This is a genomic window from Dysgonomonas sp. PF1-14 (assembly GCF_029892965.1).
Classification (GTDB): domain Bacteria; phylum Bacteroidota; class Bacteroidia; order Bacteroidales; family Dysgonomonadaceae; genus Dysgonomonas.
Window position 1 is genome coordinate 50773 of sequence record NZ_JARXWN010000021.1, and the last position, 23838, is coordinate 74610.

The window sequence follows — 23838 nt, forward strand, 5'->3', positions numbered from 1 at the left end:
TGGCGCGGGCTAAAGCACGATCTGGAGACAATAAATAAAGGGGTTTTACTTGTAACTTGTAACTGCCCAAAGGGCGAAGTAACTAGTAACTAATAAACAAACATATAATTTCAACTACTGAAATTCGCATTAATTATCTTTAATACAACGCAGCACAGCGCCAGTGGCACGTATAGTGAGTTATTCCCGAGCCTATCGTTACCTGAGCTTGTAACCCTATTGTAGTAAAAAACAATAAGCCTCCAAATAAGTATTTACATAGTTTCATAAAGTGTTTTATTTAGTAATATTGACTAGAAAAGCAGATATATTATTTATATCTGCTTCTTATATGTGGATTAACCTGCAAAAGACATGGATTAATAGTGACTGTAACATATGTAGATGCCCAACAGCCTGTCACGTTGTTCAGCGCATCCAGTCTGTAAGTTGTTGTTGCATTCAATTCTCCAGTATTGAAATCCACACCCTCGAACAAGAATGTACCGTCCTGTGTATGCCAGCGAGCTACAATATTCGGATCGGATTCTATATCGGCATGAAGGGTTGCGGAACTGCCAATACAAATATTCTGATTATCTGCCGAAACTGTTGGCATAGGATTTACAGTTATTTCAAATACCCGCACGTCTTCTGTTGCCGGCTGGCCATCCAGTTCGAAATAAGGAGTAACCGTTACCGTATATTTGCCGGGAGACATGTATTTGTGGGAGACGCTGTGTACCAGATTACTAAAATCATTGTCGCTGATAGTGACCCCATCGCCAAAGTCCCATACTATATGTGATAATCTGTAGATGCCGGAGGATGGCTGTTTTATCTCAATAGAGAAATTGGCATTGGAGCCGAAACAGATAGCATCGGTACCAACAATGGGGTGTAGTTTAAAAAATGATGCAATAAAAAAAGGTAATCCTACAATAGGTGTGTTGAATGAATCGGAGAATTCTCCTTGTCCTGTCTCAGGTTGTGTCGGAAAAAAAGTCCTACTAATATGAGTTACCGATGTCCCTCCCTGATTGGGATTTTCCACAGCCCACAGGTCTCGAAGGTTTCCCGCGAACCCATACAACTTACCATCAGGTGCAATCCTGAGTCTAGATATAAAACTCAACCGTTTATAACCGGGCTCCAAAGCTGTAACCTGATCCCAGGCAACCGGAATCATTGTCAAGTTGGGGAAGTCAGCCAATTCGTAACGGTATATCCCAGTCACATTCGTAGAAGGAATATTTCCTAACGGATTCTTAAACGTACCTGTGCTATACAGATACTTGCTATTGGGTGAAAACTCTAGTGTGAGAGGATATCCTCCTGCCAACACTCCTAGTTGGTCCTCTCTTATCTCCTTCCCTTCAGAAACAATGCCTGTTTCGCTGTTAAACTTTCCGAGAAAGAATTTTTTCCCTCTTGTGCTATCATCCCCGGTTATATTCCAGCTATAAGTAGCGAATATCCACTTCCCGTTTGGGGAAAAGTTCGTAAATCCATTCTCATGATTAACTTCTACTGCACCAAAGTCATATCCAAAAGGAGATTGTATGGGAGTAGAAAATCCGTCTTTGGTAATCAACCATGTATATATGGCATTATTAATCCTGCTGGCTAGCCAGTAGTTTACGCCATCGCCATGTTCTACTGCTGCAATGTTTACATTAATGTCATACAAAGGGTCCATTCCCGGAATGAGAGGCAGGGCTATATTCTTTTTCCCTGATACAATATCTCCTTTTCCTCCGTTGAGGGTCATATCAATAACCGAATAGGTAATAGTATTAGAACCTTTAGGATAAGGTGGCACTACCAGATAGTAAAGATTATCGGATTCCGGCACCGGAATGGCAAGTCCTGCCTGCATATTCATTTCGTTTCCGGGAAGCCCTGTGCCATTAGGCATAGGTTTTCTGTCGCGTCCAAAAACTGTAGTACCATCGCTCGCAAACAGAAAATTTCCATCTTTGTCAGCAATAGAAGCCGAGCCCTGTCTTGTAAAAAGCGGACGCGTTCCTCCCTCTGTAGGAAATTTAGGGTACTTACTTGTTCCATTGAGTACATCTGTAAAGTCCAGTCCCGAGTAATGCCCGAAGTACCACCATGTGGCTTCGCGCTGGGCATGGACACAGAGAGAAAGCATCCAGAACGATAGTAATATATAGATACACTTATATTTCATTTGTTTTATCTTATTGTAATTATAAATATTTTTATTCTTTCACAACACAGATAATACTGAGGTAAGAGAAGGCCGATGGAGTAATACTGTTTACCTTGTAATGCATTACCGAGTTTTCTATTTTGTCTACGGTAATTACCGAATCATCGTAATCTAATACCAGAAAAGCTAATTTTTCGCGTGGATACACGTTGGGTACTTGTGTTATGCTTGGGTCACTCGATACAAATCTTCCGCTAAGTCCCTTGTAATGTTGTTCGTAGACTGCATACAGGTCTACAGTGGCACTATTGCCTACGCCCGCTATCAGCGAGAGATTGAAGGGAGGCATGTAGAATGATGACGCACTAGGTGGTGCCCATGTAGCAAGCCCGTTAGCGTCGGATGTCAAAACTCTGCCTGCAAGCTGATTGCCGTCTACCAGTTTGAACCCATTTGCCGAAGACGATACTATATGTAACTTGGCATCGGGGAGAACGCCTATCCCTACATTGCCACTGGGGTCAATAGCCATCTTAGTGGTAGGTTGTTTCGTATTTATGGCGCTACCGATATCGTTTTCCTGCGTCTGAAAGTACATATATTCTCCGGCATCCGGCTTACCTCCCAACTGTGTATAAATTCGGGCCGAAGGTACTCCCTTCTTTGCTACGTTGTAAAATTCAATTCCTGTTATTTGATTTGCCTGCCATGCGTCATTATAAAGGCGAAGAGGATAGGCTGAGGTATTAGGATCAGTACTATCATTGGTTGTATATACGCTCAGCTGGTCACCCAATCGGTTTTCTCCTTTGTTGGTATAGATTGCATAATTGTCTACGGTACCGGAGTTGTTATCATTGGCAACAGCTACGTTATCGAGATAAATCCCGTATGCCTTGTTCACCTTTCGTATCTCTCCACTCAGGTCAAGATGCATGCCACGTAATACATCTATTTCGGTATCTGCACCTGCAAAGTCGACTTTTCCGTAAAGTAGAGAAGCCGCATCTATTTTACCATCTCCATTAAAACTCAACGAAGAGCGTACGCCATATGTTTTATCTGCACTGGCTGTACCCGCAAAGGATGCCTGCGACAATACACCGGTTATCTCCCCTACTTTTCCGACTGGCATATGTGCTACTGCAGAAAAAGATCCTGCAAACATGCGGTCGACATTGCCAGCACCATTGGGAGCTCCCCGGTATGCTGTGCCCGAAACGCCTTTCAGCTCTGCTGTATTATTTGCATTGTCGGCCTGTGCCCATCCCTCCAGAGCAGTTATGGTTGCATTAGACGAAGCCGTATTGTCACCCGGAAGGGCTACCTGAGTGAATAAGCCTCTGTAGTTAGCAAATTTGCTACCGTCAATATGTAAATAATTATTCTGGAAGTCGAGTACGCCAGAAGAGGTGGAAGTCCTTTTAATAGCATTCTCATTTGCCGCTATGGATAAGTATATATTGTTATTTGAAGACCTATCTCCCCATGTATTTACCATACTTCCGTCTTTTCTTATATATATGTCGGCTCCTATTTCGTTCTTGCCTAAAGTACTTCTTGTCAGATATACTTTTTCTGCATCGGCAGTACCGTCATAAGTCCATTCCAGATCCATGGCAAAGAGCTTCCACTGGGTGCCATCCCACTGGTAAGTTCCTTGCTTGAACATATTGGTTGCATTTATATTGTGTACCAAAAGGCCTGCGTGTTTTATTTTATCTGTTTCGGTCGCACCAATTATGAAAGGTTCCAGTGAGGTAAGGCTAGTTAGTTTTACCCTTGGCAATAGTAGTCCACCTGTTGTAGTAGTGATGTTAGAGTCGTCGGTTACCGAAGTCGGATTGCTTGCATCCTGTGTTTTAAGGTCGAGAAGTGCTGCTTTATTAGGCTCGGTCCCGGATCCTACTGTTACTTGAGCTTGTAATTCTATTGCAATAAGGAACAATAAACTCCCGAATAAGTATTTATATAGTTTCATAAAGTGTTTTATTTAATAATTTAATTTCGTTCAATCTTATAGTTTGTCTTTTATATTTAGTGTACTTTTCCTGACATTGCTGATAAAACATAATCGGAGACGGCGTGATAGCTTGTGTATGAAATGTATGTGATTTTTTTTGAAAGATATCTGTTTCATATATTATTCTATTCTCAATGTACTTTGGTAATAGTCATATTATACAATTTGTTTGAACCAGACGGAGAGGAAAATCGATAATTATCAACAACATCGCCACCTCCGGCAAGGGCGGCTTCTCCCCCCTCTAATAAATATTCTGTAATGGCAATTCGTGTTGCTCCCGAAAGTGTTATTATAAAATAAGAGTTCGAAGGATTGGCATTCAGGCTGTAACCGCGAGTACCATCGACTTTAGCGTAGGGGTTCAGTACCATTCGGTTAACGTCAATCGTCATAAAATCGGTACTCCCTATCTGGGCTGCGACAAGCATCAGATTCTTAAATAACAGCATGGTTTCTGTATTGTAGAGTATTGATAAGTCTTCTCTCCAATCAGCTATAGGCGAATATGACACCTCGATAACATAGTCTCCGGCTTCCGGTAGATCGAAGTATGAGTTTACCTGATTTATTGTATTCCCTTGTATTGTCCATCCTTGAGGATTCATTGTACCCATTACTACATTAAGGGTGTTCACCTCTTCATCATTAGCTTTAAAGAAGAAGGGGTAATAGGAGTTGGAAGCACCCGGTATATTGGATGTAGGCTGTATTTCACTGTATGCCGTAGTTGTCCTATAGTAGACCATAGGCAGGGATGGATATTTCCATGTGGCTGCACCATTCACATCTGACGCTAAGACCTTACTTTCAGCCTGATTGCCATCTACCAGTTTGAATCCCTCGATAGGAGAGGCGGCTGTTCCTCCAGTATTAATATCCAGTTTTACAGTCGGAGAAGTATTTCCTATCCCTACGTTTCCGTTGGCTGAAATAGTCATTTTGGTAGTAGGGCTGGTCTTATTCGGGTTTACAGTATCGTCACTTTGTGTCTGGAAATGTATGTTGTCTCCTTTTCCAGAATTGCCATTCATCTGTGTGATAATCCGTGCTGTGGGTACATTCTTCACTATAGCCGAGTTCCAGAATTCGATTCCCGTTACCTGACTGGCAGAGTTGGCATTATTGAGCAAACGCAATGGGTATTCGGAATTATCAGGATTGGTGCTGGTATTGCTTGAATGAATCTGAAGGATATCCCCTAAGCGGTTTTGTCCTTTATTGGTATAAATACCATAGTTAGTTCCTGCTACATCAACACTGCTCAGATATATACCGTATGCCTGATTTATGGTAGGTGTTCCTGTACTTGTAGAAGGACGTATATTCAGATCTAGTCCGTACAGAGTATTTATCTTAGTGTTGTTGCTATGGAAGTTATAGTTACCTCCGAGAATATATGCCTTTTCGATAGGGCTGGCATGCCCAGATTCGAATGAGATGTAGGACTGAAGTCCATAGACGCTGGTCACATTACCAGCAGAGGCTCTCATACTGGCGAATGTTCTGGTTCCGGACACAGATGCTATATTTCCGGTACTACCAGCTAACTGGGTTGCTTGGTTAAATGACCCTACTATAAAACCCGCAGTACCTGACCCGGCATTTTCCGCACCATTGAAGGCTCCGTACACCCGATCTACATTGCCGGTTCCCGCAGCACTGGCAGCAGCTCTTATCCCATACAGGCTTCCATAGCTCTTTGTGTTCTCTTCAGGAACCATAGCGTTAGCCCTCAGCCCATTGTAGTTTCTATAGGGAGAATCATTATCTACGAGCAGATAGCTTGTGTTGAAATCTAACGAAGGGCTAGCAGAGGTTGTCGTTTGGGTTATACCTGACGCATTTCTTTTCAATAGAGAGTATGTATTATAAACTGTCGCCATGCTTTGATCCGAGTTTTCCATGCTACCGTCTTTATTGATAAAGATATCTGCGCCAAACTCTCCAATACGGCTATTACTCCTTTTAAGATATACTTGTTCTTTATCCTGAGTTGCGTCATAGCTCCATTCGGTGTCCATCACAAAGAGTTTCCATTGCGAACCGTCCCATTGGTAAGTAGCATGCTGCATTCCGTTAGTCTCGTTCAGGTTATGCACTACAAGTCCTGCGTGTTTAAGTTTCTCTTCATCTGTCGCATTTGTTATAAATGGCTCTAATGAAGTTAGGCTAATGAGCTTGACTCTGGGCAGTAGTAAGCCTCCACTAGTAGAGGTTATATTGCTGTCATCTGTTACATTGGTAACAGTCCCGGCTTCCTGAGTTTTCAGATCGAGTAGTGCAGCTTTGTTTGGTTCTGCGCCGGAGCCTATGGTAACTTGTGCTTGCATGGTCACCATAGCCAAAAACAATAGATTGATCAGAATAATTTTTTGTAGTTTCATATAGTTTAATAATAGTTTTGTTTATATTTGTAGATTATCCAACGCCGTGATGGAACATTATAGAATTCGCATTATTACTTTCTCAAGTTTTTTTGCGTGAAGACAAATTCTTGAAGACAAATTAATAATAAGTAAGTAGGACAAAACTACTTGATTGGTAATCTATGTAACATCCGACACAGCGTTGAGATACTCTAATCTATCGCTTTATATAAAAGCCCTGTATTTATTTAAAGCAAAGATAGATGTCTGTTCTGTTGTTTATTTCTTAAAATATACACACTCGTTTTTTATTATACATAGGTTACGCATCCCTATTGTTTTATTTATATTTTGTATCACACACGTATTATTTATACAAAATGACATTTTAGAAGCGTATCGTATCTTGTTGTATAAATTATATCATTATTGTATAAGCGATAAGATTTCAGATCTTTTTTCAATTATATTTATCCAAAATCCCATTATATATTTTTATAAGATGATTATTTATAATTATATTGTTATTGATGATGAAGACCTCGATAGAATTGCAATTAGTGCCTATTTAAAAAAATATCCGTTTCTTCGACATCTTGCGTCTTTTTCTACAGCTACTGATGCAAAGGACTTTTTAAGCATTAAAAAGGTTGATATTATATTTCTCGATATAGAAATGCCTGAAATAGATGGGGTAACATTACTTTCTCAGATAAGAGATAGAGTGGAGTATCCGATATTTATAACATCGCACACCGAATACGCTTTAGATGCATTTGAACTGGATGTGTCAGACTATATCGTAAAGCCTTTGAAGCAAGAACGCATAGAGGCATGTGTATTTAAGTTGAAGGATAGGCTGGACGCCAAATATAAGGCAAATCTTCATGATCTGTCGTTCAAAAAAGATAATCTGTTATTAAAAGAAGGAACTGAGTATATCTCGATTGATATGTCTGATGTATTATATCTGAAAGCGATGAAAGATTATACTCAAATAATATCATTACATAAAAAAACTGTAACAATACATGGCAATCTGGCTTCTATACTTAGAGAAGACCGATTTAGTTCTTTTGTCCGTATCCATAAGAGTTATGCCGTACAGAAGAAATATATTCAATCGATAGGCGCCAAGAATATTATAATGATAAACAAAGCATCTCTACCATTAGGGAATATATACAAGAAAACTATTTTAGATACTTATTTATGAGAATACTTCTATTTTCGATTTTTATTATTTTCACTTCACATATTACAGCAGCCCATCCTCATAAGCAAAAAATAGATTCTCTGCATCTGGCTCTTCAAAAACAAAAGGATGATTCTACAAAGGTACTGACCTATATAGCTTTGTCTAATTATAGCTATCATGCTTGTCCGGACTCAATGCTTATATATGCCAGAAAGGGGCTAGAGCTGTCAGAGAAGATAAAATGGGAAATAGGGATAGGACATAATTACTATTTATTGGGGCTTTATTATATAAACAAGGAAGGGCTGAGCCAAAGAGACAAAGCCTTGGATTATACACTCAAAGCAGTGTCGCATCTAAAGGATAAGAAGACATTGACCCATGCTTATGCGACATTGACGACATTGTATGCGCATGAAAAAGAATTTGATAAAGCATTGAATTATGCTAACGATGCTCTGCAACTAGTCCAAAATGATCCGGGTCTGACAGTTTATGCGACAATAAATATGGGAGATCTGTATAAATACATGGAACAACGGAGTAAAGCAAAAGAATACTATCTCAAAGCCCTGAAGCTATTGGACAAATCTGAAGTAGAACTAGATAATAAGTTATACTTGCAACTGACAGCATTGTATCTTACTGCCGCCAATAGGGATACAACATATACTGACATTCAGGAATCGTACAAATACATAACCAAGGCTAAACAGTTATATGAGACTTCCTGTCATTATAGGCATGAAACCTTGTATTCAAGAATATTGGCTACACTGGGAGATGTTATTGTGGATATAGTAAATAAAGATAGTGTGCTGACAAGAAGCTCAAAAAACAGGTTGCTTGACGATGCTGAAAAATATTTATTGAAATCACTGGATATAGATATTTCGACAGGCGACAGTTTACAAATTGTAAACCGGTATAGGGTCTTGTACTATATTGAGAAGGAGAAAGGAGATTACAAGAAAGCGTTGGAATATTCAGAAAAATGGTTTGAGGGTTATAATTTGTATTATTCACAGGAGAATAAAAATAAAATCGCAACTGTAGAGAAAGAGTATCAGGCAAGGGAATTTCAATATCAGATTAAATCAAAAGAAGAGCAATTGAGATATATTGTGATATTCGCTTTGCTTCTTATTGTCGTGGTTGTATTATTATTAATATTCAATCAGGTCAGGAAAAGAAAGAATTTGCAATTAAGTATGTTGAACGAAGAATTAGGCAAACGGAATGCAGAGTTGACAGAAGCCAATAATATGAAGATAAAATTACTGGGTATTATAAATCACGATTTGCGCAAACCTGTATCTCATCTTATTAGTTACTTACATCTTAGAAAAAATCTTCCTGAAGAAATGAGTCAAGAACGGCAAAGAATGACAGAGGAAAGAACACTTGTATTAGCAGAAGAACTTCTTCAGAATATGGAAGAACTTATATTCTGGTGTAAAAGCCAGATGAATAATTTCCATCCACATATGGAAAAAGTAAAACTTTCTGATTTATTTTCAGGTGTTCAGTCTTTCTTTGACAATAAGGATAATGTTCGTTTCGAATTTCAGGTAGATTTCAGCATAACAACAGATATTAATATTATGAAAACCATAATAAGGAATTTGACCTTTAATGCAATTCGGGCTGCCAGAAAAATAAAAAGAGAACCTGATGTCAGATGGTTTACCCAATCAGACGGAGATAATGCTATGCTTACCATTGTAGATAACGGAGGGGGGATGTCCCTTGATAATATAATGATATTAAAGGAAGGTGCGAATACAATATCTATATCTCAGGGATTGGGACTGCATATCATTCATGATCTAGCCAAAAGTATACATTGCAAAATTGAAGTTATATCTACTGATAATATTGGAACAACAATAAAATTGATTCAAAAAATTACTGGAGTTACTCCCTTTATTCGGACAAAATAATTTACCAAAATATTTTATTATAAGAGTCTGTTTAAATTTTATTCATTTTATTCCGCAGGTTTAGCGGGCTAAACCAAGAGTGAAAAGTAGAAAATAGAGAAGAAAGAATAAAAATAAGATTGCCAATCAAATTTAAAACAGTTACTTATATAATAATGCGAATCAGGAGTTGAAATTATATGTTTGTTTATTAGTTACTAGTTACTTCGCCCTTTGGGCGGTTACAAGTTACAAGTAAAATTCTTTATTTATCGTCTCCAGATCGTGCTTTAGCCCGCGCCGTTAGCTTTATGGACGGGGTACCCGTAGGGAAAGAAAGGCGTAAAACAAAAACGTGTTTGAGCTTAGCTATCAGTTCGTATAATGCAAAAGCCATGAGCGAGTTTTTTGTTTAGCCTTTGAGCCCTCTAACGGGTCGTCCTATGAAGCGGGGCGCTAAAGACCTTTTGATTCCTTTTGCGGCTTAGGCCAAAAGGAATGCAAGCAATCTGTGATTGCGCGCAGTAGAAAATAAACAAACGATTATTCAATACAATCTCAAATACTGATTGGCATTAATTGTCAATTTCGCGCCCGATTGCGTTTTTCGGCTACATCTTTCGCGCGAATTACGCGTTATTACATTGTATCAGCCGACTATCTCCCCGCAACTCGCTATCCTTTAGTACTATCTCCTTTTTTATCACTTATTCCCCCCCTATAACAAACAGTTACTAAACCCTAATTTTATTTAAGATATACGCATGTAAATGTTATTATACTATAAAACTTTTTCTAATGAAAGTCTGCAAACCCTCATTCTGACACATTTTTTGTATATTGTAGAAATAAGCCCGATATCAATTGGAAATTTACAGGAATTTATTAATAAATAATTATGAGCAAACAGATAAAAACGTATGCTTTGCACAACTATCTGACGATTCCTCAAATGGAGTCTCTGTCTGAAGAGATGAAAAAGGATATAGAAATAGTTGGCAGGGTATTACCATTCAAGACAAACAATTATGTAGTAGATGAACTGATAAACTGGGACGATGTAGAACACGACCCTATTTTTACGCTAAACTTCCCCCGCATGGGAATGCTGGAGAAGAAACATTATCTGGCAGTGGAAAAGCTGTTGGATCAGCAGGCTGAAAAAGAAGTTATAGATCGCAAAGTGCGTGAGATCCGTCTTGCGCTGAATCCCAATCCGGCAGGACAGGAACACAATGTGCCTTATCTGGGAGAGATAAAGCTAAAAGGCATACAGCACAAGTACCCTGAGACTGTATTGTTTTTTCCAAGTCAGGGACAGACATGCCATGCCTTCTGCACTTTTTGTTTTCGATGGCCACAGTTTTCGGGAATGAGCGAACTTAAATTTGCAATGAAAGAGGCTGACCTGTTATTGAAGTACCTGCGTGTGCACAAGGAAGTAACCGACATACTGTTTACAGGCGGCGACCCGATGGTGATGAATGCTGCAACTTTACAGGCATATATACGTCCGTTACTGACACCCGAATTCAGCCATATACACTCTATCCGCATAGGAACCAAATCACTTGCATACTGGCCATACCGTTATCTGACCGATGCAGATAGTGATGATATCATCAGCCTGTTTGAAGAGGTGGTGGCAGCCGGTAAGAACCTTTCGGTACAGGCGCATTTCAATCATCCGCGCGAACTGTCGACTGATGCTGTGAAACAGGCTATCAAGCGGATTCTTTCTACAGGGGCACAGATACGTACACAGTCGCCTTTGCTGCGCAACATCAACGACAAGCCGGAGCTATGGGCAGAAATGTGGCGCAAACAGGTAGATCTGGGCTGTATTCCTTATTATATGTTCATTGCACGCGATACAGGTGCTAAACATTACTTTGAATTGCCGCTCGATCGGTGCTGGCAGATATTTCGCAGGGCATACCGGCAGGTAAGCGGGCTTTGCCGTACAGTGCGGGGGCCTAGTATGAGCGACAATGCGGGCAAGATACAAGTACTGGGTGTACAGGAGGTAAGAGGCGAGAAGATATTCGTACTTCGTTTTATTCAGGGGCGGAATCCTAAGTGGGTAGATGTTCCGTTCTTTGCAGAGTATAACCCGAAAGCAACATGGTTCGATCAGTTGAAGCCTGCATTCGGCGATGAGAGGTTCTTTTTTGAGGAACAACTGTTGAAGCTTAAAGTGGCTAAACCGTTCCTGTTTGAATAGAAACTGATTCAATATAAGGATAGTTGTTATACTCCTGTCATGCTGACGATAAGAAGCATCTCTTACATGTCTTACTTTTGAGAGACGAGTCCTTCGTGCCTCAGGATGACAAAGAGAATATTGGATGAATGGTTATTGTTATTCTTTGCTGAATAGTTTCCACGCCTTAAAAGGCGTGGATGTAGTTTTCTCAAGGAGACTTTAGAGTCTGTTTAAATTTTATTCGTTCAGATTTTTAGAGCCATTTTGGGAATAATTTATTCTTTTTTGAGGTGATAATAGCGGGCTATTTAAGCCGATAAAAGGGATAAATTAAACCGAAAGAGCCTAAAAATGAATGAAAATAATCTATAATAAAATATTTTGGTAAAATTTAAACAGGCTCTTAGTCGAAATCACTTTGGCTAAAGCCCTTTCTGGTAATATTCTCTTATTCCTCCACTTAAAAGTGGAGGCAACTAAAGGTCATAGATTATTTTCCCTTTTTTTCGTCTTCCTGTTCTTTTTTGTAGGTTTGTGACAGGATTATAGAACTATAGAGCGTAAGGATGGCGGCAATAAGCAGTGTTACCACCCATGCGCTCATTTCCTTAAACATGAGGAATGCAGAAACAACCATAAGCAGTACGGCCAGTATCTGTATATTGAACAGGCGTTTTCCTCTGAGGCTTTTTCCGGGATAGGGTGAGGTAAAGGTTACGGCGGCAAATCCGGCAACTCCTGCTACCATAACATATTTGGCCACAAGCGGACTGATGTAATACGCTGCAGCTGCAACAAGTATAAGGATTGCCGACACCTGAAAAAATATCGTTTTGGTTTTGGGGCTTATATTCATATAATAGCTTATTCTACAATGAAAACGTCTTCGTTCTCTCTTTTCATCAGATAGTTTTCGCGAGCGAACTTTTCGATACGGTCTTTGTCCGATTCCAGTTCTTTCAGCTTTTGTTTGTCTTCGACCGTCTTGTCGCGATAATATTCTATTTGTCCGTTCAGTTCGCGTATTTTGTTGTCGTACCCTAAGCGGGCAAAAATGTTACTTTCGCTGATGAAGAATGCAAATACAATAATAACAAGCATTATCAGTAGTTGTATCTTAGTATATCTTGTGGTAAGATACCTGAATATGGATTTCAGAAAATTCATAATCGAAAGTAATTAAACAAATGGTAATCAATCGGACTCTCTTTGCAAAGATATATATTTTGCGCGCATAATTCGTTATATCGGGAAGAATAAAAGCATCTATATCAATCGGTAATTTTTATATCTTTACGGAATATTAAATCCAAATTTTATGAAACACATCTATTTTCTATTCTTATTGTATCTGTTCGCACTCAGTGGTTACAGTCAACATATCGGAGGCACTCATTCGTCGCAAAGCTTTGACCTCAAATACGGAGAACTGGAAATATATCTTAAAAGTGGGGAGGTATTAAAAGGCAAATACAGAATCAAAGGTACAGATACCGGTGACCTGAATCTGGACTATCGATCTATCGATTCAATAAAAATAGTGTCCGATACTGAAGTATTAGGGAGAAATACCAAATCGAAGACATTTTGCTATGTAAATATAAAAGGTAAACCGCGCTTGCTGAGAATTATATACCAATCACCCAGGTTATCGTTTTATGAAGGACGCCCTATTGCGTCTTCTAAAACAGGGATCTTATATTCTAGCAAAGTATATATGAAAAAAGATGATGCTGATGCAGTAGAATATCAGACAAAGGCGAATGGTAGTCATATAAAAAAATATTTTCCCGGCTGTCAGGCTTTACTCGACTTTCAGAAAGATAAAGAAAACAGACATTTAGTACAAGACTTTGGTGTACTGATGAGAATTTACAACAATGACTGTAAACTTTCGACTGAAGGATTAAATCTGAAATTCAGATAAGCACTATTTTAAATTTATATCTTTATCAAGATTTTGAGGATCGGGATGGATGAGAAAAGCGACATAATAAAGAAATACAAGAACTACCTGTTGCTTGAAAAGTCGCTGTCTCCCAATTCGATAGAGGCTTATATGACCGATCTGGCAAAGCTGTCGGGCTTTCTGAGCAATGAAGGAAAGAAGGCAGAAGAGATAACGCTCGATGATTTACAGCAATTTGTAGCACAGCTATACGATATAGGCATCAATGCGCGGTCGGTAGCCCGCATTATTTCGGGGATAAAATCTTTTTACAACTTCATGGTGCTGGATGGTTACCTACAAGCAGATCCTACCGAATTGCTGGAAACACCAAAGATCGGACTAAAGCTGCCGACTGTACTTTCACTTGAAGAGATAGAAGATCTGATGCGGGTGATAGACCTTTCTACTAAAGAAGGGCAACGAAACAGGGCGATACTGGAAACCCTCTATAGTTGCGGCCTACGGATATCCGAACTGACTAAACTGAAATTCTCCGATCTGTTTTTCGACGAAGGTTTTATCAAAGTAGAGGGTAAGGGCAGTAAACAACGCCTTGTGCCTATCTCGCATACAGCCATCAATGAGATACAGAAATATCTGCATTACCGTAGGGAAATGAAGATAAAGAAAGGCTCGGAAGACGCCCTGTTTCTGAGTAACAGGGGAACGGCTATCTCACGCATAATGGTTTTTCACTTTATCAAGGAGTATGCAGTACTGGCAGGGATAAAAAAAACGATAAGCCCGCATACTTTCCGTCATTCGTTTGCCACACATCTGCTCGAAGGCGGAGCTAACATCAGGGCAATACAATTAATGCTGGGGCACGAGAAGATCACCACTACCGAGATATACACACATATGGACAGAGAGTTTCTCCGTCAGGAAATAATAGAACATCATCCGCGAAATAAAAAATAGAATATTTGAACTCTTCACATATTTTTGTTTTATCTTTGTTCACAGATTGAAACTTTTTATTAATCACAAACGTATATTAAAAAAACACATAATTTATGAAAAGAAGATTTGTATCAGTAGCAGCTGTCGCTCTTGCCGGCATGCTGATGTTTAGTTCTTGTATAGGATCTTTCGGCTTATTTAACAAAGTATTGGCATGGAATCAGACTATCGACAACAAGTTTGTAAACGAGGTTGTATTCTTTGCTATGTGGATTGTTCCGGTATATGAAATTTCATTCCTTGCTGACATCCTTGTTATCAACTCTATAGAATTCTGGAGTGGAGAAAATCCGGTACAGGCAGGTATTGTGAAAAAAGTACAGGGCGAAAACGGTGTTTATACTGTTGAAACACTGGAGAACGGATACAATATCCAGAACGAAGCCGGTCAGCAGGTTGATCTTGTTTACGACAAAGACAGCAACACATGGAGCGCTGTGGCAAACGGAGAGTCTACAAAACTTATCAAATTTGAAGACGAAAAGAATGCTATCGTTTATCTTCCTAACGGACAGGAAAAAAGTGTAGAACTGTCTAATGACGGTGTACTTGCGTTGCGTCAGTCAGTAGAAAGCACAATGTTCTATGCTGCGAAGTAATTGAGTAATAGATATACACTAAAAGTGAAAGACTTACAGTAAAATGTAGGTCTTTTTTCTTTTATACACTTCAGAATAGTCTGCACTCAGAATATTATTCCATATGAAAATTTAAAAGATAGTATAAGAGCCTGTTTAAATTTGATTGGCAACCCTACATAAAAAAGGATGAGCAATCCGCTCATCCTACATATAATTTAGAATTGTCTCTTTGTACTATCCGGCTACTTCTTTCTGAAAAGCCTTATTATCTCCCCTATCCACAGTACAACCGACGTACCACCGATAATGATACCCCAATCCTGTATAGTAAGAGGCATTGTGCGGAATACATCACCTCCGAACGTAACAATCAGTATCTGACCGACAAGTATAATGAGGGCGACTATTTCAAATCCGGCACTCTTGCTCATTCCCGCAAATGCTGATTTTCCTGTTGCATAAGCTTTGGCATTGAACATATTCCAGAACTGTAACAAAACAAATACAGTAAAGAAATACGAAAGAAAATACCTTCCCCTGTCTTCTTCGGCTATATAACTAAAGAATGAATTGAGATGCTCGGGACTAGAGAAATAATACATCATGCCAAGAAGCAGGATGACAAACATAATACCCGTAATAAGAATATGTCTGGCTATAGACGGTGTAACGATAAAATCGGTATTCTTACGCGGCTTGCTGTCCATCACATTCGGATCGGGCGGCAACGAAGCCAACGCTCCGGCAGCAAAGGTATCCATTATCAGGTTTACCCAAAGCATTTGTGTAACCGTCAGAGGCAACTCCTGCCCGAAGATCGATCCGAGAAATACCAGCAACAAGGCAGCTACGTTTATAGTCAGCTGGAACAGCATAAAACGCTGTATATTCTTGTAGAGCGAACGCCCCCACATAACAGCAGTGGCGATACTGCTGAACGAATCGTCAAGTAATGTGATATCACTTGCTTCTTTAGCTACAGACGTACCCGAACCCATCGAAAGCCCTACATCGGCATAGTTGAGCGCAGGAGCATCGTTAGTCCCATCCCCTGTAACAGCTACGATCTCGCCGCGCTGTTTCAGCAAATGCACAAGGCGCTGTTTATCGGTAGGACGCGCGCGGCACATTATTTTCAAGTCTTTAACCCTGTCGTAAGCTTCCTCATCGGATAGTGCTTCAAAGTCGACACCACCGATAATATTACGGTCGGTATCTTCATCATCTTTCCAGATGCCTATCTGACGACCAATCTCTTTAGCTGTACCATAGGTATCTCCGGTCACTATTTTTACGCCGATACCCGCATTCAGGCAATGACCTACTGCATCGGGCACATCAGTACGCACAGGATCGGAAATACCGGCTATACCGAGAAATATAAGATCACCGTTGATAAGATCTTCGAGCGCACTCTTCGCATCATCCACATACTGATATGCAAACCCGAGTGTACGCATTGCCTGATCCTGATATTTCAGCAGTTGTTCATCTATCTGCTGCTTGTATTCTTCTAGCGGAACAAAATCTTCGGCTGTGGCAACAGTCTTACTCTTAGCCAAAACCACTTCGGGAGCGCCTTTTACATAGAGTACCTTCTTCTTCAGTTTCGGCGAATCGACCAGTGTAGCCATAAACTTACGTTCGGTAGAAAACGGCAACTGTTCTATTATATTTTCTTTGTTGCGGATATTACTATACAATATCTTGCTGCGGTTGAGCCACAACAGTAATGCTCCCTCCGTCGGATTCCCCAATGCGTTTACCTTCTCAGGATTAGAGAAATCGAGGAAAGCGGTAGAATTGACAGAGATATTACCGATCACAAGACGGCTGATCTCACTATCGGTCAATCGCTGATCGGGTACCCCGTAGAAATTGGTACTGGCAACCTGCATCTGGTTTTGTGTCAGTGTGCCGGTTTTATCAGTACAGATAACTGTAGTCGCACCCATCGTTTCCACAGCGTGCATTTTGCGCACGAGGTTGTTCATTTTCAGCATCCGGCGCATACTAAGCGCAAGGCTGAGCGTAACACTCATTGGCAGACCTTCGGGTACAGCTACTACAACCAGTGTAACGGCTACCATGAATGCCTGTAGTATCTCGGTAGCTATATTCAGATTTACCCACGAATCGGCATCCAAAGGATCTACATCGAACAGGTATCCGGCAGAAGCTATTACAACCGTAACCAATGCTCCGGTCAGTAACCAGCGAAGCCATCCGCCTTCGGCAACCACCTTTGGCAACTTACGCTCTCTGCCTGTAAGTGATAATCCATCATATATAATAGGCATCCACACCTTAATCAATGCAACAACAACTCCTGCAAGAGCAGCCCCAAGCAAGGCCACTTGCCCAAGCGAAACGTGAACCGTAGGATCGAGAAATACATCTTTTATTACCAGAACGATGAATGTAAGTGCTGCCAATATTAGCCCGACAACCCCGATAAACTTTGCCAGCGAATCGAGCTGACGGTTAAGGGGTGTTTCACCCTCTACTTTCTCAGTTGCCTTTTCGGCTACCTTTCCAAACTCAGTGGCATCGCCGATACGGACAACTTCAAAAACGCCATGTCCGTTGATAACCTTTGTACCGCGCAATACCCAGTTAGACGGATATGTTACTCCTTCTTCGAAATGTTCGGGATCGGTAGTTTTATCAATGCTAAGCTCTCCGGTAAGGCACGATTCGTCGATCTGCATCGAAACAGCTTCGAGCAGCTCGCCATCGGCAGGTACTTCATTACCCATTTCGAGCAATACAATATCACCGACTACAATATCTTTTTTGGCTACCTGTCCTACATTACCGTTACGGATAACCATGAGCATATCTTCATCGTTCACCTGATTGAGAACATCGAATTTCTTATTGGCATCCATTTCGAACCAGAAAGATACTCCGGTAGCCAGCAATATGGCACAGAAGATACCGATAGTCTCTATATATTCGTTGTGAATAATGGATATCCCCAATGACAGGAATGCTGCTATGAGCAATATACGGATAATAGGATCTTCAAATTTTTCGAGAAACAATTTCCAAAGCGGTTCTTTCTCCGGTGGAGTAAGGATATTCGCTCCATGTTTTTGTCTGCTCTCTTTTACCTGAGCATCGGTAAGTCCCGTATAATTTTTCTTTCCGTCCATTTATTATATACTTGAATGTCTGTTTCTTTATTATTATGTAACTCTATTGTCGCAAAAATTTAACAAATATACGGCGATTAGGGGATAAAAACAGACAGGTATTGTTAATTTATTGTTACGAATAGAAAACAAAAGAAAGTGTCCCAAAAGCACCCATCTGCTTCATTGCTAGCTTCATCAGTCGTAGGTCACATACTACAGTATGCTCCCGTCCTCCTGAGAATCAGCGGCTTCGCATCTGTGCACTTTTTGAACATTTCTAAAAAATGAAAGGAGGCTGTCCTATTTACATTTAGGTCAGCCTCTACGATTTTTATCTCTTAGTTCTCCGGCTCTTTCCAGTCGCCATTATCTTTTATAAGCTGTACAAGCCTTTCCACAGCCTCTTCGGAAGGAATATTTTTTTCTATCAGATTCTTCTTCTTATAGAGCGATATCTTCCCTTTCTCGGCTCCTACATAACCGTAATCGGCATCCGCCATTTCTCCGGGACCGTTCACGATACAACCCATAACGCCTATCTTGAGGTGCTTGAGGTGCGAAGTTGCTCCCTTTACCAAAGCTACCGTAGTTTGCAGGTCGAAAAGTGTACGCCCACAACTCGGACACGAGATATACTCCGTTTTACTGGTGCGCACACGCGATGCCTGCAAAATACCGAACATGTAAGCATCTACATTTTTGAGCGGGATATTTCCTTCATTCTGCAACATGATACCGTTACCAAAACCATCGAGATAAAGCGTACCCAGATCGGCAGCAGCCTTTATCTGCAAGTCTTCCGATTCGTTTTCTGTATAATGGCGGGCAAGCACAACAGGTGTGTCGCAATCGTTGTTCATCAGTGTATGGATAAATGCGCGCTGCTCTCCTACTCCATTGATATGATCGGTGGCAATAATTACGACTATCGTCTTATCGTTTTTCAGCAATGATATAATCTCGTCGTTCAGTTGGGGATATGATAAGCGTAAGAACTTAACAGCCGCATCCGTATCTTTTATCTTATTCCAGTTCAAGTTATCGAACAATGGATATGTATTTTTTTCGTTCTTCCATCCTGCAAAATCTATAATAGACGAAATGGCACGCGGTGCAGCGACAGGCAGTTCCTTACCCACATAGATATAATCGGGCAGAAAGTGGCTGTTCAACTCAAAGTTACCCTGCGAACGGTCAGAAATGACAACAGGCAGATTATCGCCGCCTATATTCCCCACAACATAAGTCTCGCGACGATCGGTAGAGAAAGGCGAAAACTTATCGCTGGCAACAGCTACTATTTCGGGATGATTTGCTTTACTGGTTATATAATCGACCAACTTTTTTGCTACCGGAATTTCAAATTCGGGATCTTCGCTCAACGATACACGTATAGTATCGCCGATACCATCGGAAAGAAGCGACCCGATACCTACAGCCGACTTGATGCGTCCGTCTTCTCCGTCTCCGGCTTCGGTAACACCCAGATGCAACGGGAAGGCAAGCCCTTCTTTTTCCATGCGGGCAATCAGCAGGCGTACAGCTTTCGACATCACCACTGTATTGGAGGTCTTCATAGAGATAACGATATCCCTGAATCCTTCGGCAATGCAGATATGCAGAAACTCCATGCACGATTCTACCATACCTTCGGGTGTGTCGCCATAGCGACTCATAATGCGGTCTGACAACGAACCATGATTCACTCCGATACGGATGGCTGTCTTATGTTCCTTACATATATTGATAAGCGGTATAAGCTTCGCTCTGATCTTTTCTATTTCCTGAGCATATTCCTCGTCCGTATATTCAAATGTTTCGAAAGTCTTAACCCTGTCTACAAAATTTCCGGGATTTACGCGCACCTTTTCCACAATTCGTGCAGCAGCTTCAGCAGCACGCGGATTGAAGTGTATGTCGGCGATCAGCGGAGTAGTATAGCCTTGCCCTCTTACTACGGCTTCGATATTGCGCAGGTTTTCGGCTTCGCGAACTCCTTGTGCCGTAAGGCGCACATAATCGGCTCCGGCTTTTACGATCCTTATCACCTGCTCGGCGCTAGCTTCGGTATCGTTGGTATTTGTATTGGTCATCGATTGTATGCGGATGGGATTGTTGCCACCCAGCGGGGTATTTCCTATTCTGGTTTCGGAGGATAAACGCCTCCTATAGTTGAAGTAATTCATCTGTGAATTTTTAGTTGTCATCTGAAATATTATAACAAAGATAGGCTTTTTTTGTTTCGGAGAATATATAGGGCAAATCTATCTGGGGCAAACGTATTAAAATTAATTTGAAGTGTTGTAGGGACGAAACAACGTTCGGCGTTAGCCTATTGAATACACCCGATTAACAAATTGGGTATATACGGACGTATGCAATACGCCCCTACCCCTATATTCTGACAAGGGGAAGATTTTGATGCAAAGGATGGAAAATGAAAAAGTTTATCTATATATCAGTTAGCAGTCAACAGTTATCAGTTAACAACAAAAGCGGTCTTTGAAATAACATTCAGCGGAGCTAATTAATAATCGACAGAGCCAATTCGTGAAAATCAGAAAAAGTAATGAAAATAAAAACGGTGCGAATCCGTTACTTTCGTTACATTTTAGTTAAAATATTTTTCTCGCAAAGACGCAAAGACGCAAAGGAAAGAGATGCAAGCCTGTAGGGATTTAAGAGACTCTTCCTTCCGACCAGAGTGACAGAAAGAATAAAGTAACAGAAAGTAAAAACAGTACAAATTCGTTACATTCGTTACTTTTTAGTTAAAATATTTTTCTCGCAAAGACGCAAAGACGCAAAGGAAAGAGATGCAGGTCTGTAGGGATTTAAGAGACTCTTCCTTCCGACCAGAGTGACAGAAAGAATAAAGTAACGAAAAGTAAAACAGTACAAATTCGTTACATTCGTTACTTTTTAGTTAAAATATTTTTCTCGCAAAGACGCAAAGACGCAAAGGAAAGAGATGCAAGCCTGTAGGGATTTAAGAGACTCTTCCTTCCGACCAGAGTGACAGAAAGAATAAAGTAACGAAAAGTAAAACAGTACAAATTGACTCCGCTTCGCTCTGTCGAACGCTGTTTCGTTACATTCGTTACTTTTTAGTTAAAATTATTGTCTTTAAAAGGGTATAATCAACAGTACTCTTTCTTATAGCTGAAAAAGAATTGCATCATTAGCTTATTGTAAAATGCTTGTATTTACTAGAAATTGTATTGCAGAACAGTTTGGACAAATAGATTTTTAATGCTTATTTTTGCCAGACTAACATTATTTCACCATGAATAAAATTATTAAAACTGTATTGATCATTTACTGTCTTTGTTTCGGTTTTCTGAGCCTACAGGCAGAAGTCACATTACCATCCGTATTCTCGGATAACATGGTAATACAACAAAACAAACCCATCAGGATATGGGGATGGGCAGACAAAAACGAATCTGTTGAAGTCCGGTTCCTCAGTCAGGTAAAAAAAGCGAAAGCCGACAAAGACGGCAAGTGGAAACTCACGCTAAACCCGGTTTCGTATGGAGGGCCTTACTCGCTTGAAGTAAAAGGCAAGAGTAATAACATCGTATTAAAAAATATTCTGATAGGTGAAGTATGGTTATGCTCGGGACAATCGAATATGGAATGGACTGTAAAAGATGTAAACAATGCCAACTCGGAAATCGATAATGCCAATTATCCACAAATAAGATCTTTTAATGTAGTAAAAGCAATAGGCATGAAACCCGAAGAAAAGCTTGAAGGCGAATGGCAGGTATGCTCCCCGTCTACAGTCGCCAACTTTTCGGCTGTGGGATACTTCTTTGCCCGTAAACTGAATCAGGAACTGAATATCCCGATAGGGATAATTAATTCTTCGTGGGGAGGCACAGATATAGAAACATGGACAAGCCCCGAAGCAGTAGCAAAACTGGACAGCAAGTTCATGGAAAGATACAAAGACTTTGCTATAAAAGACTTAGATGTATTTACTAAAGAAAGCGAATCAAGTAAAGTTTTATACATGGAAGCGATGAGTAACGATCCGGGCATGAATCAGGAGTGGTACAAGCCATCATACAATACAGCTTCGTGGAAAAAAATGCAGATACCGCAACTGTGGGAAAACGTATTAGGCCAGATAGACGGCATCGTATGGTTCAAATATACAATATCGCTACCGGAAGAGGTGAAAGGCAAACCTGCAACCATACATCTGGGTACTATAGACGATGACGACATCACATGGATAAACGGAGTAAAGATAGGGGAAACAGGGGGTTACACAAACGAAAGAGTATACAATATATCGAAAGATGTATTGACCGGCGGGACGAATACAATCATAGTGAAAGTAACGGATTACGCCGGAGGCGGAGGAATTTATGGCGAAGCTGACAACATTTATCTCGAAGCAGGAGGAAAGAAATATCCGCTTGCCGGAGAATGGCTCTACAAAGAAGCGGTAACAAACAAGGAGTTCAATTACATCGAGCTGTCGCCAAACATGTATCCTTCCTTGCTATACAATGCTATGATAAACCCGATAATCCGCTATGGAATAAAAGGAACTATCTGGTATCAGGGTGAGAACAATGCCGGAGAGTCTTATAAATACCGCACCCTGTTCCCTACTATGATAAACGACTGGCGTACCAAATGGGGATATGAGTTTCCATTCTACTGGGTGCAATTGGCTAACTATATGGCAAAAGACGCTGTACCTACCGAAAGCGGTTGGGCTGAACTGCGCGAAGCTCAAACCATGACATTGTCGCTTCCGCAAACAGGTCAGGCAGTAATAACAGATATAGGTGATGCCGACGACATACACCCGCGCAACAAACAGGATGTAGGACTTCGTCTTGCCTTGGTTGCGTTGAACAAAGATTATGGCAAGAAAGACATTGTGTATTCCGGCCCTGCATTCAAATCTATGAATATCAATGGCAATAAGGCTGTCATTGAGTTCAGCAATGCAGATAAAGGTTTCGTAGTGAAGAACAAATACGGCTATATAGATGGTTTTGCCATTGCCGGAGCGGATAAGAAATTCGTATGGGCAAAAGCTTATATAGATGGTAACAAGATCGTAGTATCTTCCGATCGGGTACAGAACCCTGTTGCTGTACGTTATTCATGGGGTAACAATCCGGATGTCAACCTGTTCAATACGGAGGGGTTGCCTGCCGTACCATTCAGGACGGATAACTGGAAGGGAATAACTCAATACGATTAAATTGTAAAAGTTTAGACTAGATCTGACAGTTGGGTATTTTTTCAAGGTTGTATATTTGGGTTTTCTAAGCCATAATTTCTTGGAATAGGGATATAGT

Annotated in this window: 16 protein-coding genes; 7 read left to right on the plus strand and 9 right to left on the minus strand. The window is 40.5% G+C overall.

The genetic code is table 11. The features are described 5' to 3' along the window. Positions 1-139 precede the first annotated feature (139 nt). From M2448_RS18490 to M2448_RS18505, 4 genes are all read right to left on the minus strand, one after another. The gene (locus tag M2448_RS18490; protein WP_280647599.1) at positions 140-268 is read right to left on the minus strand and encodes a hypothetical protein; all 129 of its coding nucleotides are present in this window, start codon (positions 266-268) and stop codon (positions 140-142) included. A 42-nt stretch (positions 269-310) separates the two neighbouring features. Then, complete coding sequence (locus M2448_RS18495; protein WP_280647598.1) at positions 311-2173, minus strand: PKD domain-containing protein; 1863 nt, start codon at positions 2171-2173, stop codon at positions 311-313. Between the two features lie 31 nt (positions 2174-2204). Further along, a complete protein-coding gene (locus M2448_RS18500) occupies positions 2205-4136 on the minus strand; it encodes a hypothetical protein (RefSeq protein WP_280647597.1) in 1932 nt (643 codons plus the stop codon). Between the two features lie 173 nt (positions 4137-4309). Beyond that, positions 4310-6565 (minus strand): hypothetical protein, encoded by a 2256-nt coding sequence (locus M2448_RS18505; protein ID WP_280647596.1) that lies wholly within the window; start codon positions 6563-6565, stop codon positions 4310-4312. 484 nt (positions 6566-7049) lie between these two features. Here M2448_RS18505 and M2448_RS18510 point away from each other — a divergent pair, with 484 nt between their 5' ends. Both M2448_RS18510 and M2448_RS18515 read left to right on the plus strand, forming a co-directional pair. Beyond that, positions 7050-7763 carry a LytTR family DNA-binding domain-containing protein gene (locus M2448_RS18510; protein WP_280647595.1) on the plus strand — a complete coding sequence of 238 codons (714 nt, stop codon included), beginning with the start codon at positions 7050-7052 and terminating at the stop codon, positions 7761-7763. Then, positions 7760-9688 (plus strand): ATP-binding protein, encoded by a 1929-nt coding sequence (locus M2448_RS18515; RefSeq protein WP_280647594.1) that lies wholly within the window; start codon positions 7760-7762, stop codon positions 9686-9688. Before M2448_RS18510 ends, M2448_RS18515 begins: the two co-directional genes overlap by 4 nt. Before the next feature lie 244 nt (positions 9689-9932). On the opposite strand, the gene M2448_RS18520 is transcribed toward M2448_RS18515, so the two are convergent. Next, entirely contained in the window at positions 9933-10064 is a 132-nt protein-coding gene (locus M2448_RS18520; RefSeq protein WP_280647593.1) for a hypothetical protein, read from the minus strand. A gap of 501 nt (positions 10065-10565) precedes the next feature. Between M2448_RS18520 and M2448_RS18525 the strand changes: the two genes are divergently transcribed. Then, complete coding sequence (locus M2448_RS18525) at positions 10566-11891, plus strand: lysine 2,3-aminomutase (protein ID WP_280647592.1); 1326 nt, start codon at positions 10566-10568, stop codon at positions 11889-11891. A 472-nt stretch (positions 11892-12363) separates the two neighbouring features. Here the strand turns inward: M2448_RS18525 and M2448_RS18530 are convergent, their stop codons facing one another. Together M2448_RS18530 and M2448_RS18535 are read right to left on the minus strand one after the other, a co-directional pair. Beyond that, on the minus strand, positions 12364-12729 hold the full coding sequence (locus M2448_RS18530; RefSeq protein ID WP_280647591.1) for a hypothetical protein: 366 nt from the start codon (positions 12727-12729) through the stop codon (positions 12364-12366). An 8-nt stretch (positions 12730-12737) separates the two neighbouring features. After that, the gene (locus M2448_RS18535; RefSeq protein WP_280647590.1) at positions 12738-13040 is read right to left on the minus strand and encodes a septum formation initiator family protein; all 303 of its coding nucleotides are present in this window, start codon (positions 13038-13040) and stop codon (positions 12738-12740) included. Between the two features lie 151 nt (positions 13041-13191). Here M2448_RS18535 and M2448_RS18540 point away from each other — a divergent pair, with 151 nt between their 5' ends. The 3 genes from M2448_RS18540 (at position 13192) to M2448_RS18550 (ending at position 15386) form a co-directional block, all read left to right on the plus strand. Then, positions 13192-13800, plus strand: a complete 609-nt coding sequence (locus M2448_RS18540; protein WP_280647589.1) for a hypothetical protein — start codon at positions 13192-13194, stop codon at positions 13798-13800. 45 nt (positions 13801-13845) lie between these two features. After that, entirely contained in the window at positions 13846-14745 is a 900-nt protein-coding gene (gene xerD / locus M2448_RS18545) for a site-specific tyrosine recombinase XerD (RefSeq protein ID WP_280647588.1), read from the plus strand. Positions 14746-14840: 95 nt separating this feature from the next. Continuing rightward, entirely contained in the window at positions 14841-15386 is a 546-nt protein-coding gene (locus M2448_RS18550) for a DUF3332 domain-containing protein (RefSeq protein WP_280647587.1), read from the plus strand. A 224-nt stretch (positions 15387-15610) separates the two neighbouring features. Here M2448_RS18550 and M2448_RS18555 read toward each other — a convergent pair whose 3' ends face one another. Continuing rightward, on the minus strand, positions 15611-18526 hold the full coding sequence (locus M2448_RS18555; protein WP_280647586.1) for a calcium-translocating P-type ATPase, PMCA-type: 2916 nt from the start codon (positions 18524-18526) through the stop codon (positions 15611-15613). A gap of 320 nt (positions 18527-18846) precedes the next feature. After that, positions 18847-20694 (minus strand): 4-hydroxy-3-methylbut-2-en-1-yl diphosphate synthase, encoded by a 1848-nt coding sequence (locus M2448_RS18560; protein ID WP_280647646.1) that lies wholly within the window; start codon positions 20692-20694, stop codon positions 18847-18849. Positions 20695-21794: 1100 nt separating this feature from the next. Here M2448_RS18560 and M2448_RS18565 point away from each other — a divergent pair. After that, positions 21795-23741, plus strand: a complete 1947-nt coding sequence (locus M2448_RS18565; RefSeq protein WP_280647998.1) for a sialate O-acetylesterase — start codon at positions 21795-21797, stop codon at positions 23739-23741. The last annotated feature ends 97 nt before the right edge of the window (positions 23742-23838 follow it).

Excerpts from the sequence above, each read along its gene's own strand:
- M2448_RS18490 (WP_280647599.1), bottom strand. The coding sequence starts at position 268 with ATGAAACTATGTAAATACTTATTTGGAGGCTTATTGTTTTTTACTACA.
- M2448_RS18495 (WP_280647598.1), bottom strand. The coding sequence starts at position 2,173 with ATGAAATATAAGTGTATCTATATATTACTATCGTTCTGGATGCTTTCT.
- M2448_RS18500 (WP_280647597.1), bottom strand. The coding sequence starts at position 4,136 with ATGAAACTATATAAATACTTATTCGGGAGTTTATTGTTCCTTATTGCA.
- M2448_RS18505 (WP_280647596.1), bottom strand. The coding sequence starts at position 6,565 with ATGAAACTACAAAAAATTATTCTGATCAATCTATTGTTTTTGGCTATG.
- M2448_RS18510 (WP_280647595.1), top strand. The coding sequence starts at position 7,050 with ATGATTATTTATAATTATATTGTTATTGATGATGAAGACCTCGATAGA.
- M2448_RS18515 (WP_280647594.1), top strand. The coding sequence starts at position 7,760 with ATGAGAATACTTCTATTTTCGATTTTTATTATTTTCACTTCACATATT.
- M2448_RS18520 (WP_280647593.1), bottom strand. The coding sequence starts at position 10,064 with ATGGCTTTTGCATTATACGAACTGATAGCTAAGCTCAAACACGTTTTT.
- M2448_RS18525 (WP_280647592.1), top strand. The coding sequence starts at position 10,566 with ATGAGCAAACAGATAAAAACGTATGCTTTGCACAACTATCTGACGATT.
- M2448_RS18530 (WP_280647591.1), bottom strand. The coding sequence starts at position 12,729 with ATGAATATAAGCCCCAAAACCAAAACGATATTTTTTCAGGTGTCGGCA.
- M2448_RS18535 (WP_280647590.1), bottom strand. The coding sequence starts at position 13,040 with ATGAATTTTCTGAAATCCATATTCAGGTATCTTACCACAAGATATACT.
- M2448_RS18540 (WP_280647589.1), top strand. The coding sequence starts at position 13,192 with ATGAAACACATCTATTTTCTATTCTTATTGTATCTGTTCGCACTCAGT.
- xerD (WP_280647588.1), top strand. The coding sequence starts at position 13,846 with ATGGATGAGAAAAGCGACATAATAAAGAAATACAAGAACTACCTGTTG.
- M2448_RS18550 (WP_280647587.1), top strand. The coding sequence starts at position 14,841 with ATGAAAAGAAGATTTGTATCAGTAGCAGCTGTCGCTCTTGCCGGCATG.
- M2448_RS18555 (WP_280647586.1), bottom strand. The coding sequence starts at position 18,526 with ATGGACGGAAAGAAAAATTATACGGGACTTACCGATGCTCAGGTAAAA.
- M2448_RS18560 (WP_280647646.1), bottom strand. The coding sequence starts at position 20,694 with ATGAATTACTTCAACTATAGGAGGCGTTTATCCTCCGAAACCAGAATA.
- M2448_RS18565 (WP_280647998.1), top strand. The coding sequence starts at position 21,795 with ATGAATAAAATTATTAAAACTGTATTGATCATTTACTGTCTTTGTTTC.